Genomic DNA, 17,494 nt, shown 5'->3' with positions numbered 1-17,494 from the left:
AAGAGACAGGCACGGAAGTCAAAACATTGTCTGCTGGTGAAGCTGCTGTTAGACTGGAACAACCCGATGGCCAGGCTGTGTATTATGTTAAGACTACTGATTCGGACTATATCAGGAAGTTCCGGGTCAGCATGCCGACAGATACGAATCTTTTAGCATATGTTCGGGCGATGAAAGCGAGTGATCCTATCGACAGGCCGCTCACGTCGCTGACGATGGATCCGTGTAGAAACAATGTAGAATGGTAGGTGCTGATTATGAGTTTTTTTAGAATAAACGGAAGCTTGATCAAAAATCTGTTTGGCAGGAAGCCTGCCGATTATGAACCTGCCGAGGGATCTGATGAAATCAGAGGAAGAATAACGATAGATACTGAAAGCTGTACGCTCTGTGGCAAGTGCGAGGACCATTGTATTGTTGGGGCGCTCTATATCGACGAACAGGAGGAAACCTGGGAAATCAATCGAATGCAGTGCATTCTGTGTGGAGAATGTACCGAGATCTGTCCGCAGGAATGTCTGCATATGTCAGGTGAGCCGATGGAACCGGAATTTGCAGTAATTGCAGACGTGTACCATATTGGAGAAGTTCACGATTCAGAGGACGAAGCTGAAACAGAAGATGAGCAGGAAGAGATAATAATGGCTGAAGAAAAAGGTAACTCGGGATCCGAAGAGCCGGAAGCTGATAGCGAGTCTGAGCAGGAAGAGGAATCGGAAGAGGAAGAATCGGACGACGAGGCGGACGCTGATGAACCGGAAGAATCGGATGACGAGGCGGACGCTGATGAACCGGAAGAATCGGATGACGAGGCTGACGCTGAAGAAACGGAAGAATCGGACGACGAGACGGACGCTGACGAGACGGAAGAATCGGATGACGAGGCGGACGCTGAAGAAACGGAAGATTCGGATGACGAGGCGAACGCTGATGAACCGGAAGAATCGGACGACGAGGCGGATGCTGACGAAGCGGAAGAATCGGACGACGAGACTGATGCTGAAGAAACGGAAGATTCGGATGACGGGGCGGACGCTGACGAAGCAGAAGAATCGGACGACGAGACTGATGCTGACGAGACGGAAGAACCGGATGACGAGACTGATGCTGAAGAAACGGAAGATTCGGATGACGAGACGAACGATGACGAAGCCGAAGAACCGGATGACGAGGCGGATGCTGACGAGACGGAAGAATCGGAAGAGTCCGAAGAAGAGAAAAGCGAATCCGAAGAGAAAGAATCCGACGAAGAACCTTTGCAGGAAACAGAAAAAGATCCTGAATCTGAGCCTGAGGAAGAAAAAATCGAAGAAAGCAATGAGAAAAAGTCATAAAAATCTTGACTTTGCAACCGCTGTAATATACAATTATTTAGCAACTTTATGAAAATAATTAAATTGGGAGCAGCTACTGCTCTTAATTTTAAGTTGAATTCAGGACGATCCTGAATCTGAAACGATAAGTTAAACGGAGGACAGTGAGAATGAGAGTAAAAGTTACGCTGGCTTGTACAGAATGTAAGCAGAGAAACTACAACACAATGAAGAACAAGAAGAACAATGCAGATCGTATCGAAATGAACAAATACTGCAAGTTCTGCAAGAAGCATACGCTTCATAAGGAAACAAAGTAAGGAGTAGCGTTATGGCAAAATCTTCGAAAGGAAAAGACCAGACCGCTTTAAAGAAAAAAGCGACTGCGGTTGCTGCCCAGCGTGGAAACAAGAAAAAGAAGCGGGGAAGCATGAAAGAGTACTTCAAAGGCGTTAAGCTGGAAATGAAGAAGGTCGTATGGCCGACTAAGAAGGAACTCGGATCATTCACCGCAGTAGTACTGGCTACCTGCGCAGCTTTTGCACTTGTATTCTGGGCAGTTGATACGGGAGTACTTGCAGCGATCAAAGCTGTTTGTTTCTAAAATATCAATGAATGGGAGCTTAAGATATAATGTGTGAAAATAACGAAAAGAAAAAACTGGATATCGAAGGTCTGGAAGGTCTCAGAGGAGACGGCGAAGCCAAATGGTATGTCGTACATACCTATTCCGGTCATGAAAACAAGGTAAAGGTCAACATCGAAAAGATCGTTGAAAACAGAGGGATGCAGGATTTGATTCTTGATGTCATCGTGCCTACGGAAGACCGCGTTGAGGTGAAGGAAGGCCAGCGTAAAGTCAAGACCAGAAAAATGTTCCCGGGATATGTGCTTGTGAAAATGATTGTAACCAATGAGTCCTGGTATCTCGTTCGTAACACTCAGGGTGTGACGGGATTTGTGGGACATGGTTCTGATCCGATTCCTCTCACAGTAGAAGAAGTGAGAAGAATGGGAATAGAAAAGATATATATCGATCTGGATGTAGAAGTGGGCGATACAGTGAAAGTAATCAATGGACCATTCGAAAACTTCATGGGAGTTGTTGAAGAGGTCAATATGGAAAAACAGACACTGCGCGCCAGAATTTCTATGTTTGGAAGAGATACACCAGTGGAACTGGATTTTGCTCAGGTCGATAAGATCTAGCCCGGTTTCCGATAGACCCCTGTGAGGGAATCATGAAGAAAGGAGAAATACAATGGCTAAAAAGATCGAAGGTTATATTAAACTTCAGATCCCGGCAGGAAATGCAAACCCGGCACCTCCAGTAGGTCCAGCATTAGGACAGCATGGTGTTAACATCATGGATTTCTGTAAACAGTTCAATGCAAAGACTCAGGATCAGCCAGGAATGATTATCCCTGTTGTGATCACAGTATACGCTGACCACTCGTTTTCCTTTATTTGCAAAACGCCGCCAGCAGCTGTACTGTTAAAGAAGGCAGCAGGTCTTGACTCTGCATCCGGTGAGCCTAACAAAACAAAGGTGGCTACACTGACAAGAGCGCAGGCTGAAGAAATCGCTAAAACTAAGATGCCGGATCTCAATGCGGCAGACCTTGACGCAGCAACAGAAATGATCAAGGGTACTGCAAGAAGCATGGGAATCGTTATCGAAGACTAGTAACGTGGGAGATTTTCTTAAATGTAAAATCGTTTGCACCACCAGGAGGTAAATGAAATGCCAAAGAGAGGCAAGAATTACAAAGAAGCCGTACAGGCTTATGACAAAGCTGAACTGTACGATGTAGATCCAGCAATGGAGATCGTTACAAAGACAGCAAAAGCAAAGTTTGACGAAACAGTAGAAGTTCACGTTAGACTGGGCGTAGACGGAAGACATGCGGATCAGCAGGTTCGTGGTGCTATCGTTCTGCCGCATGGTACTGGTAAAACTAAGAAGGTTCTGGTATTTGCAAAGGGACCTAAGGCTGCTGAAGCAGAAGAAGCCGGTGCTGATTTTGTAGGCGCAGAAGAAATGGCACAGAAGATCCAGAGTGAAAACTGGTTCGACTTTGATGTTATTATCGCGACCCCTGACATGATGGGTGTTGTAGGTAGACTGGGTAAGATCTTAGGTCCTAAGGGCTTAATGCCAAACCCGAAATCCGGAACGGTTACTATGGACGTTACCAAGGCTATTGCAGATGTAAAGGCTGGTAAAGTTGAATATCGTCTGGACAAGACAAACATCATCCACACACCGATCGGAAAAGCATCTTTTGGTGCTGAAAAATTAACTGACAACTTCAATGCTCTTCTGGGTGCTATTATCAAAGCAAAACCGGCAGCAGCAAAAGGACAGTATCTGAGAAGCGTAACAGTGGCTACTACTATGGGCCCTGGCGTAAAGATCAATCCTCTGAAGTTAGGTTAAAACAACGGAATCGAAAGTAAATAACCGTAGACAGCGGGTGGTAACGAGGCAGATGCTTTAGAAACCTTAATTTCCCGCCGAGGTACAATGTAAATATATTGGCCTTGCTGTCTATGACGACGACAAGGTCTTTTTATGGCGTACCTGAAGTGAAATACGATTTCACAGCGAATCTTTAGAAAGGAGAATACGCGATAATGAAAGAAGCTTACAAACAGAAGCAGATTATTATAGACGAGATTAAAGACAAGTTTGAAAGAGCGGAATCCGCAGTAGTAATTGACTACATGGGTATCACAGTTGCTGAAGCTGACGAAATGAGAAAAAAGCTTCGTGAAGCAGAGGTGGATTACACTGTTTACAAGAACACTCTTGTAAAGAGAGCCATCGAAGGCACTAAGTATGAAGCACTGGGCGAAATCCTGGAAGGGCCAAGCGGTTTCGCATTCAGCTATGATGATGCAACAGCACCAGCTAGAGTTCTGAACGATGCTAGAAAAGCTTACAAGAAAATGGAGTTCAAGGGCGGCATCATCGAAGGGGAATACTACGATAAAGAGAATATCGAAAAGATTGCAGCGATCCCATCCAGAGATACACTCATCTCCAAGTTCATGGGAAGCATTCAGTCCCCGATTGCAAACTTTGCAAGAGTCGTTGCTCAGATTGCAGAGCAGAAAGAAGCGTAAAAACGTTTCTGGAATATTCATTGCAGACTGCATGAATCGTTTTAAGCCGCAGATAGTATGCGGCCAGTAAATAGAATTTGTATAAAGGAGAATGAAAATGAACAAAGATCAGATCATCGAAGCAATAAAAGAGATGTCCGTATTAGAGTTAAACGAGCTGGTTCAGGCTTGTGAAGAAGAATTTGGCGTATCCGCAGCAGCAGGTGTTGTTGTAGCAGCAGCAGGCGAAGGCGGAGCAGCAGCTGAAGAACAGACTGAATTCACAGTAGTTCTGAAGGAAGTTGGAGCAGAAAAGATCAAGGTTATCAAGGCTGTAAGAGAAATCACTGGCCTGGGACTGAAGGAAGCAAAGGAACTGGTAGACGGAGCTCCATCCAACTTGAAGGAAGGCTGCGAAAAGGCAGAAGCAGAAGGCTTCAAGGCTCAGCTGGAAGAAGTTGGCGCAGTTGTAGAACTGAAATAAGCTTAGCTTCTGAATATAAAAATGAATCAAAAGACGGCAAGATTGACTTGTCGTCTTTTCCTCATTTTAAAACCGAGACTGTTTTTCTCGATTTTGCAGGGGTATACAGGGGTGTATAAAATCTAAATCGTCTTTTCATAATCCCATCAGGGGAAACTTTGCAGAGAAATAATTTGCATCATATTTCTTTTTATAAATAATTTTGAAAAAAATTCCAAACAACCCTTGACTATTTGACAAGCATATGGTAACATAATAAACTGCCCTGCGAGTGTAATTTGTGAAATATATAAGGAGTGATGACTATGCCAAATCCGATAAAATTAGGTAGAAAAGAACGCATGACCTTCGCGAAAATCAATGAAGTAGCAGAAATGCCGAATTTGATTCAGATCCAGACAGATTCATATGACTGGTTCGTTAAGGAAGGTCTTCGTGAAGTTTTTGAGGATATTTCACCAATCAAGGATTATGCAGATAATTTAATTCTTGAATTTATTGACTATTCTCTAACAGATCCTCCTAAATATGAACAGGAAGAATGCAAAGAGCGTGATGTGACATATGCTGCACCGATGAAGGTGAAAGTTAGACTTGTAAACAAAGAAACCGGCGAAGTCAAGGAACAGGAAGTCTTTATGGGAGATTTCCCGCTCATGACAGAGAAGGGTACTTTTATATATAATGGGGCAGAGCGAGTTGTTGTTACACAGCTGGTTCGTTCCCCAGGACCTTATTATGATAAAGAAATCGACAAATCCGGTAAGGATTTGTTCTCCACAACGGTCATTCCAAACAGAGGAGCATGGCTGGAATATGAAACGGATTCCAATGAAATCATTTCAGTCCGTGTGGACAGAACGAGAAAGCAGCCTGTTACGACGCTGCTGCGTGCTTTGGGAATTGGAAGCAATCAGGAAATCATCGATATTTTCGGAGAAGAACCGAGACTGCTGAAAACCCTGGAAAAAGACACAACAACAAATTATGAAGAAGGTTTGAAAGAAATCTATAAAAAACTGAGACCGGGCGAACCTCCTACAGTGGATAGTGCTCAGTCCCTGTTTAATTCTATGTTTTTCGATCCGAAGCGGTATGATCTCGCTAAGGTGGGAAGATATAAATACAACAAAAAATTAGGTCTTTCTAATCGACTCTCCGGTGTGGTGGTGAACGAAGATGTCATCGATCCTAACACTGGTGAAGTCCTGGCAGAAAAGGGACAGAGGATCGATAAAGAACTGGCAATGCAGATCGAGGATGCTGGTGTAGAATTCGTTATGGCTCAGAGCCCTATTGATGAAACGAAGGTTACAAAAGTAATCGGAAGCCAGTTTGTTGCACTGAAAAATTATATTGATTTTGATATTTCAGATCTGAAGATCCCGGATAAAGTATATTATCCGGTCCTGATGGAGATCCTGCAGGAAAATGAAGATCAGGCTTCTGTAAAGGACGCGCTGAAATTGAGAAAAAATGAGCTTTCTCCGAAACATATCCTGGTAGCAGATGTCATCGCATCAGTCAGCTATCTTCTGAATCTGAACTATGGTATCGGTAATACTGATGATATCGACCATTTGGGCAACAGAAGACTGCGTACCGTTGGTGAACTGCTGCAAAATCAGATACGTATCGGACTTTCCAGAATGGAACGTACCATCAAGGAAAGAATGACGACACAGGACATTTCTGAGGTCACTCCGCAGGGACTGATGAATATTCGTCCGGTGACTGCTGCAGTAAAAGAATTTTTCGGAAGTTCTCAGCTGTCTCAGTTTATGGACCAGAACAACCCTCTGGCAGAACTGACCCACAAGAGAAGACTTTCCGCACTGGGTCCTGGAGGACTTTCCAGAGAAAGAGCTGGTTTCGAGGTTCGAGATGTACATCATTCGCACTATGGAAGAATGTGTCCGATCGAGACTCCAGAAGGTCCGAACATCGGTCTGATCGGCTCCCTGACAACATACGGGATCGTGAACGAATACGGATTTATTGAAACGCCGTATCGTATTGTAGATAAAGAAACTGGCAGAGTTACAGATGAGATCCAGTATCTGACTGCTGACGATGAAGAAGACAAGATCATTGCTCAGGCTAATGAACCGCTGGACTCTGAGGGACATTTTGCAAATCTCAGGGTGGCAGCAAGAGGAGCAGGCGGTGAAATCGACCTGGTTCCAAGAGAAGCGATCGATTACATGGACGTATCCCCGAAGCAGGTCGTATCTGTAGCTACTGCACTGATTCCGTTCCTGGAAAACGACGACGCTAACCGTGCACTTATGGGATCCAACATGCAGCGTCAGGCTGTGCCGCTTCTCGTAACAGAGGCTCCGATCGTCGGAACCGGAATGGAACATAAATCTGCGAAAGATTCCGGGGTTGTGGCACTTGCCAAACATGCAGGCACCATTGATTTTGTTGATGCAGACAGGATCGTAGTACTTCGTGATGACGGTGAGGGAAAAGACGAATACAAGCTGCTGAAGTTCAAGCGTTCCAACCAGGGAACATGCATCAACCAGAGACCGATCGTGTTCAATGGAGAGCATGTTGAAGCCGGCGAAGTGATCGCAGACGGTCCGTCCACGGATAACGGTGAAGTTGCACTGGGTAAAAACCTGCTGATCGGGTTCATGACCTGGGAAGGCTACAACTACGAGGATGCTATCATCCTGAATGAAAGATTGATCATGGAAGATGTTTTAACGTCTATCCATATTGAGAAATATGAAGCTGAAGCCAGAGATACGAAACTGGGACCAGAAGAAATCACCAGAGATATTCCGAACGTAGGAGAAGATGCTCTGCGCGATCTGGATGAAGAAGGCATCATTCGCAAGGGTGCGGAAGTGAACTCTTCTGACATTCTGGTCGGCAAGGTAACTCCAAAGGGAGAAACAGAGCTGACGGCAGAGGAACGTCTGCTGCGTGCGATCTTTGGAGAAAAAGCGCGTGAAGTAAGAGATACATCCCTTCGTGTTCCGCATGGTGAGACCGGTATCGTTGTAGATGTAAAGATCTTCTCAAGAGATAACGGAGACGAACTGCCTCCAGGCGTTAACAAGCTGGTGCGCTGCTACATCGCGACCAAGAGAAAGATCTGCGTTGGAGACAAGATGGCTGGACGTCACGGAAACAAGGGTGTTATTTCGAGGATCCTGCCTGAAGAAGATATGCCGTTTATGGAAAACGGGCAGCCTCTGCAGGTAATGCTGAACCCTCTGGGTGTACCTTCTCGAATGAACGTCGGACAGGTACTGGAGGTTCATCTGGGTCTGGCTGCAAAGAATAAAGACTGGTATATCGCAACGCCGGTATTTGACGGTGCGACAGAGAAAGATATTATTCAGTTGCTGAAAGAATGTGGATATGATGGCAGCGGCAAGCTGCGTCTGCGTGATGGACGTACAGGAGATTATTTTGATAATCCGGTAACGGTCGGATACATGTATATGCTGAAACTGCACCATCTGGTTGATGACAAGATCCATGCGAGAAGTACTGGTCCGTACTCCCTGGTTACGCAGCAGCCTCTGGGTGGTAAAGCTCAGTTCGGCGGACAGCGTTTTGGAGAGATGGAAGTATGGGCACTGGAAGCTTACGGTGCAGCGTATACACTGCAGGAAATCCTGACGGTTAAATCCGATGATATCGTAGGTCGTGTCAAGACATATGAAGCAATCGTAAAAGGCGAAAATATCCCAGAACCGGGAATTCCGGAATCCTTCAAGGTGCTCATCAAGGAAATGCAGAGCTTGTGTCTGGATGTAAAAGTGCTGACAGAGGATCACGAGGAAATTGAAATCAAGGAAGTATCTGATGATTCTGCCATTGAAGATGTGATGAAATCCGATTCTGAGGGTCTGGATGAAAACCAGGAGGAGGATGAATTCGTTGTCGTAGAAGATGACGCAGACGATTTGGATGCAGAAGACGATGACGAAGCTGATCAGGAAGATGCAGCGTCCGAAGAGGAAGAAGATTTATAAGAAAGGGGAAGTGACCGATGAACGATAACAACAATTATGAATTGAATAATTTTGAGTCCCTGCAGATCGGGCTGGCATCGACTGAAAAGATCCTGAGCTGGTCTCATGGAGAGGTTACCAAACCTGAGACGATCAACTACAGAACTCTGAAACCGGAAAAAGACGGACTGTACTGTGAACGGATCTTTGGACCGACAAAGGACTGGGAATGTCACTGCGGGAAATATAAAAGAATTCGTTACAAAGGCATCGTATGCGATAAGTGCGGTGTAGAAGTAACGAAAGCAAAAGTAAGAAGAGAGCGGATGGGTCACATCAAGCTGGCCTCCCCGGTATCTCACATCTGGTACTTTAAAGGGATTCCTTCCCGTATGGGACTGGTGCTGGACATTTCTCCGAGAACTTTGGAAAAAGTTTTGTATTTCGCTAATTTCATCGTAACGGATCCGGGGAATACAGAATTTGCATATAAAGAAATACTGACGGAAAATCAGTATCGTGAAGCTAAGGATGATCCGTCCAATCACTTTAAAGCCGGGATGGGTGCAGAAGCTATCAAGGAACTGCTGATGCAGATCGATCTGGAGGAGCTCTCCAGTGATCTTAAAACAAAACTGGCAACTGCGACAGGACAGAAAAAGATCCGTATCGTAAGAAGACTGGAAGTTGTGGAAGCACTGCGTACTTCTGGAAACAGACCGGAATGGATGATTCTGGACGTTATTCCGGTGATCCCGCCGGATCTGCGTCCGATGGTACAGCTGGATGGTGGCAGATTCGCAACATCCGACCTCAACGATCTGTACAGACGTGTCATCAACAGAAACAACAGACTGAACAGACTGCTGGAACTGAGTGCTCCGGATATCATCGTAAGAAATGAAAAACGTATGTTGCAGGAAGCAGTTGATGCCCTCATCGATAACGGCAGAAGAGGCAGACCTGTAACAGGACCGGGATCCAGACCGCTGAAATCCCTGTCGGATATGCTGAAGGGCAAGCAGGGAAGATTCCGTCAGAACCTGCTGGGGAAACGTGTAGACTACTCAGGACGTTCCGTAATCGTAGTAGGTCCGGAACTGAGATTCTACCAGTGCGGACTTCCTAAGAAGATGGCTCTGGAACTCTTCAAGCCTTTCATCATGAAAAAGCTGGTTGAAAACGGGAATGCACATAATATCAAGAGTGCAAAGAGAATGGTCGAAAAGGTTCGTCCGGAGGTATGGGATGTGCTGGAAGGCGTTATCAAGGACCATCCGGTTATGCTCAACCGTGCCCCGACCCTGCACAGACTGGGTATTCAGGCATTTGAGCCGGTTCTCGTAGAAGGTAAGGCGATCAAGCTTCATCCGCTGGCATGTACTGCATTCAATGCCGACTTCGACGGAGACCAGATGGCGGTTCACGTACCGCTTTCAGTAGAAGCGCAGGCAGAAGCAAGATTCCTGATGCTTTCCGTTAACAACATTCTGGCGCCAAAAGACGGTTCTCCGATCACGACGCCAACACAGGACATGATCCTGGGAAGTTATTACCTGACGCACCCTGGACAGGAAGAGGGAAGAAGAAATTCCGATGCAGAAAAGGGTGACGGCAAGGTATTTACCGATATGTCCGAAATGCTCATGGCGTACCAGACACACATGGTTGGTCTGCATGCCAGAGTAAAAGTACGGATGTACGCAGGTGAAGATGATGAACGCGGAAAACTGGTTGAATCCACTGTTGGGCGTTTCATTTTCAACCAGAAGATCCCGCAGGATCTGGGGTACGTTGAAGATCGTGAAAACGATCCGTATTCCCTGGAAATCGATTTCCTGTGTGACAAGAAAAAACTGGGTCAGATCATCGACAGATGTTACAGGATCCATGGTAATACAGAGACAGCTATCATGCTGGATTACATCAAGGATATGGGATACCATTACTCCACGATCGCAGCAATTACCATTAGTATCTCTGACATGGAGATCCCGGAAGCCAAGGCTGCAATCATCGATGAATCTGAAAAACTGGTAGAAAAATATGAGAAGGCCTACAGACGCGGTCTTGTTTCTGACAAGGAACGTTATGAAAAGGTTATTGAAATCTGGAACAAGACGACAGATGACGTAGCAGATGCTTTGATGGAATCACTGGATTCTCTTAATAACCTGTTTATCATGGCTCACTCCGGAGCTCGAGGAAGTAAGAACCAGATCCGTCAGATCGGTGGTATGCGTGGTCTGATGGCGAATGCAACAGGTAAGACTATCGAGATTCCGATCAAGGCGAACTTCCGTGAAGGTCTGTCTGTACTGGAATACTTCATTTCCACTAACGGTGCAAGAAAGGGTCTGGCCGATACAGCACTGCGTACAGCTGACTCCGGTTATCTGACGAGAAGACTGGTTGACGTTTCTCATAACGTTATCGTAAGAGAAGACGACTGCAGTACCGATGAAGGTATTGAAGTAAAGGCGTTTACAGACGGTAAGGAAGTTATTGAAAAATTAAAAGACCGTATCGTGGGCAGAACAGCGCTGACTGATATTACAGATCCGCAGACTGGAGAGATCCTGGTAGAGCAGGACTGCGAGATCTCCGAAGATGTGGCAAGCCGCATCGAGGAAGCGGGCATTGAGTCTGTAGCGATCCGTTCGGTAATGACATGTCATAGTAAAACCGGCGTTTGTGCAAAGTGTTACGGGCGCAACCTGGCTACGGGCGAAGGCGTTAACATTGGAGAAGCTGTTGGTATCACTGCAGCGCAGTCCATCGGTGAGCCGGGTACTCAGTTGACTATGAGAACATTCCATACTGGTGGTGTGGCCGGATCCGATATCACCCACGGTCTGCCAAGAGTCGAGGAATTGTTTGAAGCCAGAAAACCGAAGGGTCTTGCGGTGATCTGTGAAGCGGATGGAACAGTGGTTTCCGTTGAGCCGACAATGGATAATAAAACTAAGGTAAAGGTACGAGGCGAAGAGGAACGTGTTTACGAAGTTCCTTACGGAGCAAGGATCTGTGTATCTGAAGGGGACTACATCCTGGCTGGCGACAACATCACGAGAGGACCTCTTGATCCGAAGGATATCCTGAGACTCAACGGTGTAGAAGGCGTATATCAGTACCTGCTGAAGGAAGTACAGCGTGTATACAAGCAGCAGGGTGTAGATATCAACGATAAGCACGTTGAAGTGATCGTAAGTCAGATGCTGTCCAAACTGAAGATCAATGATCCGGGAGACACCGATCTGCTGCCGGGCGGTCAGTACAGCAAGGTGGAAATCGAAGAGGCTAATGAAGCTGTTGTGGCAGAAGGCGGAAGACCTGCAGAGGCAGAACACATTCTGCTGGGTATAACGAAAGCTTCCTTGGCAACCAATTCCTTCCTGTCGGCCGCATCCTTCCAGGAGACGACGAGAGTCCTGACCGATGCTGCCATCAAGGGTAAAAATGATACTCTGCAGGGACTGAAGGAAAACGTTATCATTGGTAAACTGATTCCGGCCGGTACCGGCATGAAGAAGTATCGTTCCATAGAGCTGGATTACGGTGTAAATACTGCGCTCATCGAAGCGTATAAGGAAATGCAGCGCGAGATGGATATGGAAGCGGAACTGGAAGAAGACCTTGATGATATCGTTCCGGCAATGGGAACTGGTGACGACCTGGCTGCTGCAGAAGAGTATGCTGCTGATACAGAAGCTTCCGATATCGTAGAGCTGGAGTAATTTCGCAGTATTGCAGTGTAAAACCTAGGCAAATTATATTGACATAGTAAATCATAACATGATACAATAATTGTCGGCTTTGGGCTTTATTAGGCTCGGAGCTGACAATTATTTATATACCATAAAAGAAAGGAGAAAAAGGATGCCTACAATTAACCAATTAGTACGTCAGGGCAGAACAAGCAGTGAAAAGAAGTCAACTGCTCCAGCTCTCGGCAAGGGAATGAATTCCCTCAGAAGAGTTGCTACAGATGTAAATTCGCCGCAGAAAAGAGGCGTGTGCACTTCTGTAAAGACAGTGACTCCGAAAAAGCCTAACTCCGCTTTGAGAAAAGTTGCGAGAGTTCGCCTTACGAACGGTATTGAAGTTACAGCATACATCCCTGGAATTGGACACAATCTTCAGGAGCACAGTGTTGTACTCATCAGAGGCGGAAGAGTTAAGGACCTGCCAGGTGTAAGATACCATATCGTAAGAGGAACGCTGGACACCGCTGGTGTTGCAGACAGAAAACAGGCTAGATCCAAGTACGGAGCCAAGAGACCTAAGAAGTAGTAATCGGTAATTTGAAGTGCCTTTGATCTATAGATTCAAAGTGCACCGCGGTGACAATGATCGGACGTAAGACGAGGATTGATCGCCTGAAGAAATTCCGATGATTGTGATCGAGTACCGACTGTAAAGTTTAAGGAGGGAAGAGAAGTGCCAAGAAAAGGAAATATACCTAAACGCGAAGTGCTTCCAGATCCAGTATACGGAAGTGTTGTTGTTGCAAAGCTCATCAACAGCGTTATGCTGGATGGAAAAAAGGGAGTCGCTCAGAAGATCGTTTATGACGCTTTTGATAAAGTGAAGGAAACGACTGGAGAAGAGCCTCTGGAAGTATTCGAAAAGGCTATGAATAACATTATGCCTGTTCTCGAAGTAAAGGCCAGACGTGTTGGTGGTGCCAACTACCAGGTTCCTATCGAAGTAAGAGCTGACAGACGTCAGACTCTTGGACTGAGATGGCTGACCAAATACACAAGAGCAAGAGGCGAAAAGACCATGTCTGACAGACTGGCAAAAGAACTGATCGATGCAGCAAACAACACTGGTGCATCCGTGAAGAAAAAAGAAGATACACACAAGATGGCAGAAGCAAACAAGGCTTTTGCACACTATCGTTGGTAATCCGGCTTGATGCATTGCATCATCGGATGATACGAAAGTTTTTTAAAGCAGAAAGGAGGATAATATGTCAAAGAGAAGTTTTCCGTTAGAAAAGACTAGAAATATTGGCATAATGGCACATATCGATGCCGGAAAAACGACAACTACGGAAAGAATTCTGTTCTACACAGGCAGAACTCATAAACTTGGCGAAACCCACGAAGGTGCAGCCACGATGGACTGGATGGAACAGGAACAGGAACGTGGTATCACTATTACCTCTGCTGCTACTACAGCTCAATGGAAAGACACCAGAATCAATATTATCGATACACCGGGACACGTAGACTTCACCGTTGAAGTAGAACGTTCGCTCAGAGTACTGGACGGTGCTGTTACTGTCCTTTGTGCAAAGGGCGGCGTTGAACCGCAGTCCGAAACCGTATGGAGACAGGCTGAAAAATACGGTGTTCCGCGGATGATCTTTGTTAACAAGATGGACATCCTGGGTGCAGATTTTTACAGAGTCGTTAAGATGGTAGAGGAAAGACTGAAAGCAAATGCAGTGCCTATTCAGCTGCCTATCGGTAAAGAAGACACATTTGTAGGGATTATTGACTTAGTAGAGATGAAAGCAGAGATATACAAGGATGACCTTGGTAAGGAATATGAAATGACAGATATTCCTGATGATCTTATGGATTTAGCTAATGAGTGGAGAGAAAAACTTCTGGAGTCTGTTGCAGAAGCAGATGAAGAACTGATGATGAAGTTCCTGGAAGGAGAAGAGATCACTAAGGCTGAGATCAAAAAGGTTATTCGTACCGCAACGATTGCAGGAGAAATGATTCCTGTAACATGCGGTTCTGCATATAGAAACAAGGGTGTACAGCTGATGCTGGACGCTGTTATCGACTATATGCCGTCTCCGCTTGATATTCCGCCGATCAAGGGCGTTGTTCCTGATACGGAAGAGGAAGAAGAAAGACCTGCAGATGACAATGGTCCGTTCTCCGCTCTGGCATTTAAGATCATGGCTGACCCTTATGTTGGTAAACTGGCATTCTTCCGGGTTTACTCCGGAACGCTGGACTCCGGGTCCTATGTTTACAACTCTACTAAGGGCAAGAAAGAAAGAGTGGGACGTATCCTGCAGATGCATGCGAACAAGAGAGAGGATATCGAAAGGGTATACTCCGGTGATATCGCTGCTGCAGTAGGTTTGAAAGTGACGACAACTGGTGATACTCTGTGTGACGAAAAACATGAGATCATTCTGGAATCCATGGAATTCCCGGATCCGGTTATCGAGATCGCTATCGAGCCAAAAACAAAGGCTGGACAGGAAAAAATGGGTATTGCTCTGGCAAAACTGGCAGAAGAAGACCCTACGTTCAAGACATATACGAACGAGGATACCGGACAGACGATCATCGCAGGTATGGGTGAACTTCATCTGGAAATCATCGTAGACAGACTTTTAAGAGAGTTTAAAGTAGAAGCAAACGTTGGTAAGCCACAGGTTTCCTACAAGGAAACGATCACAGCTCCGGCGGACGTGGATCACAAGTACGCAAAACAGTCTGGTGGTCGTGGTCAGTACGGTCATGTAAAGATCAAGGTTTATCCGAGAGAGCCGGGAGAAGGCTTCGAATTCAAAAATTCCATCGTTGGTGGTGCTATTCCGAAGGAATACATTCCGAAGATCGAAGAAGGAATCAAGGAAGCTATGCAGACTGGTCCGGTTGCAGGATACCAGGTTGTGGATGTTGGCGTAGAACTGTATGATGGTTCTTACCACGAAGTTGACTCCTCTGAGATGGCGTTCAAGATCGCAGCATCCATGGCATTCAGAGAAGCAGCCAAGAAGGCTAAGCCGGTACTGCTCGAACCGATATTCAAAGTTGAGGTTACTGTTCCAGAAGAATACATGGGAGATGTAATCGGCGATATCAGTTCAAGAAGAGGCAGAATCGAAGGCTCTGATATGAACAACGGAGCGGTAGCAGTAAGAGGTTATGTACCTCTCTCCGAAATGTTCGGATATGCTACAGACCTGCGTTCCAAGACACAGGGTCGTGGCGTTTATGTAATGCAGTTCGACCACTTCGAAAAATTACCAGACAGCCTGCTTGAATCAATCAATAAATAAATAAATCCTTTTTAGCGGATTTGGATGAAAGGAGAAATAAAATGGCAAAGCAGAAATTTGAAAGAAATAAGCCGCATATCAATATCGGAACCATCGGTCACGTAGACCACGGTAAAACAACTCTGACAGCAGCGATCACAACAGTGCTGCACAAGAGATACGGACTGGGAACTGACGTAGCCTTCGATCAGATCGACAAGGCTCCGGAAGAAAAAGAAAGAGGAATCACGATCGCAACTGCGCACGTAGAATATGAAACTCCAAACAGACACTATGCGCACGTTGACTGCCCGGGACACGCAGACTATGTAAAGAACATGATCACAGGTGCTGCACAGATGGATGGAGCTATCCTGGTAGTAGCAGCAACAGACGGTCCTATGCCGCAGACAAGAGAACACATCCTGCTGTCCAGACAGGTAGGCGTACCATACATCATCGTATTCCTGAACAAGTGTGATATGGTAGATGACGAAGAACTGCTGGATCTGGTAGAAATGGAAGTAAGAGAACTGTTAGACCAGTATGACTTCCCGGGAGATGACACACCGATCGTAAGAGGATCCGCACTGATGGCACTGGAAGATCCAGATGGTCCGTGGGGAGACAAGATCGTAGAGCTGTTCGAAGCGATCGACGAATACATTCCTGAACCGCAGAGAGCAAACGACAAGCCGTTCCTGATGCCTGTAGAAGACGTATTCTCCATCACAGGAAGAGGAACAGTAGCAACAGGAAGAGTAGAAAGAGGAAGCCTGACAGTTGGAACCGAAGTAGAAATCATCGGACTGACTGAAGAAAAGAGAAAGGTAGTCGTAACTGGAATCGAAATGTTCAGAAAGCTGCTGGACGAAGCAGAAACTGGAGATAACATCGGAGCACTGCTGAGAGGTGTTCAGAGAGATGAAATCGAAAGAGGACAGGTACTGGCTGCACCGGGAACGATCCACCCGCATACAAAGTTCAAGGGCGAAGTATACGTACTGAAGAAGGAAGAAGGCGGAAGACACACACCGTTCTTTAATGGATACAGACCGCAGTTCTACTTCAGAACAACAGACGTAACAGGCGATCTGCAGTTACCGGAAGGAACTGAAATGTGCATGCCTGGAGACAACATCACAATGACGATTTCCCTGATCACTCCGATCGCGATCGAAGAAGGACTGAGATTCGCTATCAGAGAAGGCGGAAGAACAGTTGGATCTGGTGTTGTAACTGAGATCATCGAGTAATTGCTTGTTAAAATTGCCCGTGGCGTTGTTGCCTGCGGAATGCTCGCTTCTCACGTACGATAAGTACGCTCCGAGGCTCGCATCCTTGGCGCCTAGCCACAAACAATTTTTCCTGCGCAATTAGTAGGGAGACCTATCCAAATAAAAAAGGGAGCCGCAAGGCTCCTTTTTCTGTGGAAGAAAGCTTTATAAAAGCAGATAAACAACACAGAAAATTCTAACAGAATAATTAAGGCTCTGTTAAAAATGTTGGGGTGGAGGATACTCCAAGGATTTCAGAGCCTCTTTCATTTTTTGAAAAAACGCTGTTTTCATCGGCTCCTACGGGAGTATCC

The 17,494-nt window shown here is 45.9% G+C and carries 15 protein-coding genes and 1 other annotated feature; all 15 genes read left to right on the top strand.

The genetic code is table 11. The features are described from left to right. Positions 1–248 (top strand): hypothetical protein (locus tag H8876_RS00915; protein WP_465250719.1); only part of this gene is annotated, 248 nt, incomplete at its 5' end. 9 nt (positions 249–257) lie between these two features. Then, positions 258–1,334, top strand: a complete 1,077-nt coding sequence (locus H8876_RS00910) for an ATP-binding protein (RefSeq protein ID WP_249286153.1) — start codon at positions 258–260, stop codon at positions 1,332–1,334. A gap of 149 nt (positions 1,335–1,483) precedes the next feature. Further along, positions 1,484–1,633: a 50S ribosomal protein L33 gene (gene rpmG / locus H8876_RS00905; RefSeq protein WP_177264337.1), complete on the top strand. Its 150-nt coding sequence runs from the start codon at positions 1,484–1,486 to the stop codon at positions 1,631–1,633. Between the two features lie 11 nt (positions 1,634–1,644). Then, positions 1,645–1,917, top strand: coding sequence for a preprotein translocase subunit SecE (gene secE / locus H8876_RS00900; protein WP_249286152.1), 273 nt, complete (start codon positions 1,645–1,647; stop codon positions 1,915–1,917). Between the two features lie 29 nt (positions 1,918–1,946). Further along, positions 1,947–2,522: a transcription termination/antitermination protein NusG gene (nusG, locus tag H8876_RS00895; protein ID WP_177264338.1), complete on the top strand. Its 576-nt coding sequence runs from the start codon at positions 1,947–1,949 to the stop codon at positions 2,520–2,522. A 52-nt stretch (positions 2,523–2,574) separates the two neighbouring features. Continuing rightward, positions 2,575–3,000 (top strand): 50S ribosomal protein L11, encoded by a 426-nt coding sequence (gene rplK / locus H8876_RS00890; RefSeq protein ID WP_177264339.1) that lies wholly within the window; start codon positions 2,575–2,577, stop codon positions 2,998–3,000. A 57-nt stretch (positions 3,001–3,057) separates the two neighbouring features. Continuing rightward, positions 3,058–3,753 (top strand): 50S ribosomal protein L1, encoded by a 696-nt coding sequence (rplA, locus tag H8876_RS00885; protein ID WP_177264340.1) that lies wholly within the window; start codon positions 3,058–3,060, stop codon positions 3,751–3,753. A gap of 6 nt (positions 3,754–3,759) precedes the next feature. After that, positions 3,760–3,896 (top strand) — a sequence feature (ribosomal protein L10 leader region). A gap of 54 nt (positions 3,897–3,950) precedes the next feature. Further along, positions 3,951–4,442: a 50S ribosomal protein L10 gene (rplJ, locus tag H8876_RS00880; protein ID WP_177264341.1), complete on the top strand. Its 492-nt coding sequence runs from the start codon at positions 3,951–3,953 to the stop codon at positions 4,440–4,442. A gap of 97 nt (positions 4,443–4,539) precedes the next feature. Beyond that, entirely contained in the window at positions 4,540–4,905 is a 366-nt protein-coding gene (gene rplL / locus H8876_RS00875; protein ID WP_177264342.1) for a 50S ribosomal protein L7/L12, read from the top strand. A gap of 305 nt (positions 4,906–5,210) precedes the next feature. Beyond that, positions 5,211–8,903 (top strand): DNA-directed RNA polymerase subunit beta, encoded by a 3,693-nt coding sequence (gene rpoB / locus H8876_RS00870; RefSeq protein ID WP_249286151.1) that lies wholly within the window; start codon positions 5,211–5,213, stop codon positions 8,901–8,903. 17 nt (positions 8,904–8,920) lie between these two features. Further along, complete coding sequence (gene rpoC, locus H8876_RS00865) at positions 8,921–12,619, top strand: DNA-directed RNA polymerase subunit beta' (RefSeq protein ID WP_249286150.1); 3,699 nt, start codon at positions 8,921–8,923, stop codon at positions 12,617–12,619. A gap of 142 nt (positions 12,620–12,761) precedes the next feature. After that, positions 12,762–13,175 carry a 30S ribosomal protein S12 gene (gene rpsL, locus H8876_RS00860; protein WP_177265047.1) on the top strand — a complete coding sequence of 138 codons (414 nt, stop codon included), beginning with the start codon at positions 12,762–12,764 and terminating at the stop codon, positions 13,173–13,175. 147 nt (positions 13,176–13,322) lie between these two features. Then, entirely contained in the window at positions 13,323–13,793 is a 471-nt protein-coding gene (gene rpsG, locus H8876_RS00855; RefSeq protein ID WP_177265046.1) for a 30S ribosomal protein S7, read from the top strand. A 64-nt stretch (positions 13,794–13,857) separates the two neighbouring features. Further along, a complete protein-coding gene (fusA, locus tag H8876_RS00850; RefSeq protein WP_249286149.1) occupies positions 13,858–15,924 on the top strand; it encodes an elongation factor G in 2,067 nt (688 codons plus the stop codon). Between the two features lie 41 nt (positions 15,925–15,965). Continuing rightward, entirely contained in the window at positions 15,966–17,159 is a 1,194-nt protein-coding gene (gene tuf / locus H8876_RS00845) for an elongation factor Tu (protein WP_177265044.1), read from the top strand. Positions 17,160–17,494 lie beyond the last annotated feature (335 nt).

This window comes from Lentihominibacter faecis (genome assembly GCF_014306095.1).
In the GTDB taxonomy this organism is placed as follows: Bacteria; Bacillota; Clostridia; order Peptostreptococcales; family Anaerovoracaceae; genus Lentihominibacter; species Lentihominibacter faecis.
This window is presented reverse-complemented; position numbering and strand designations above follow the sequence as displayed.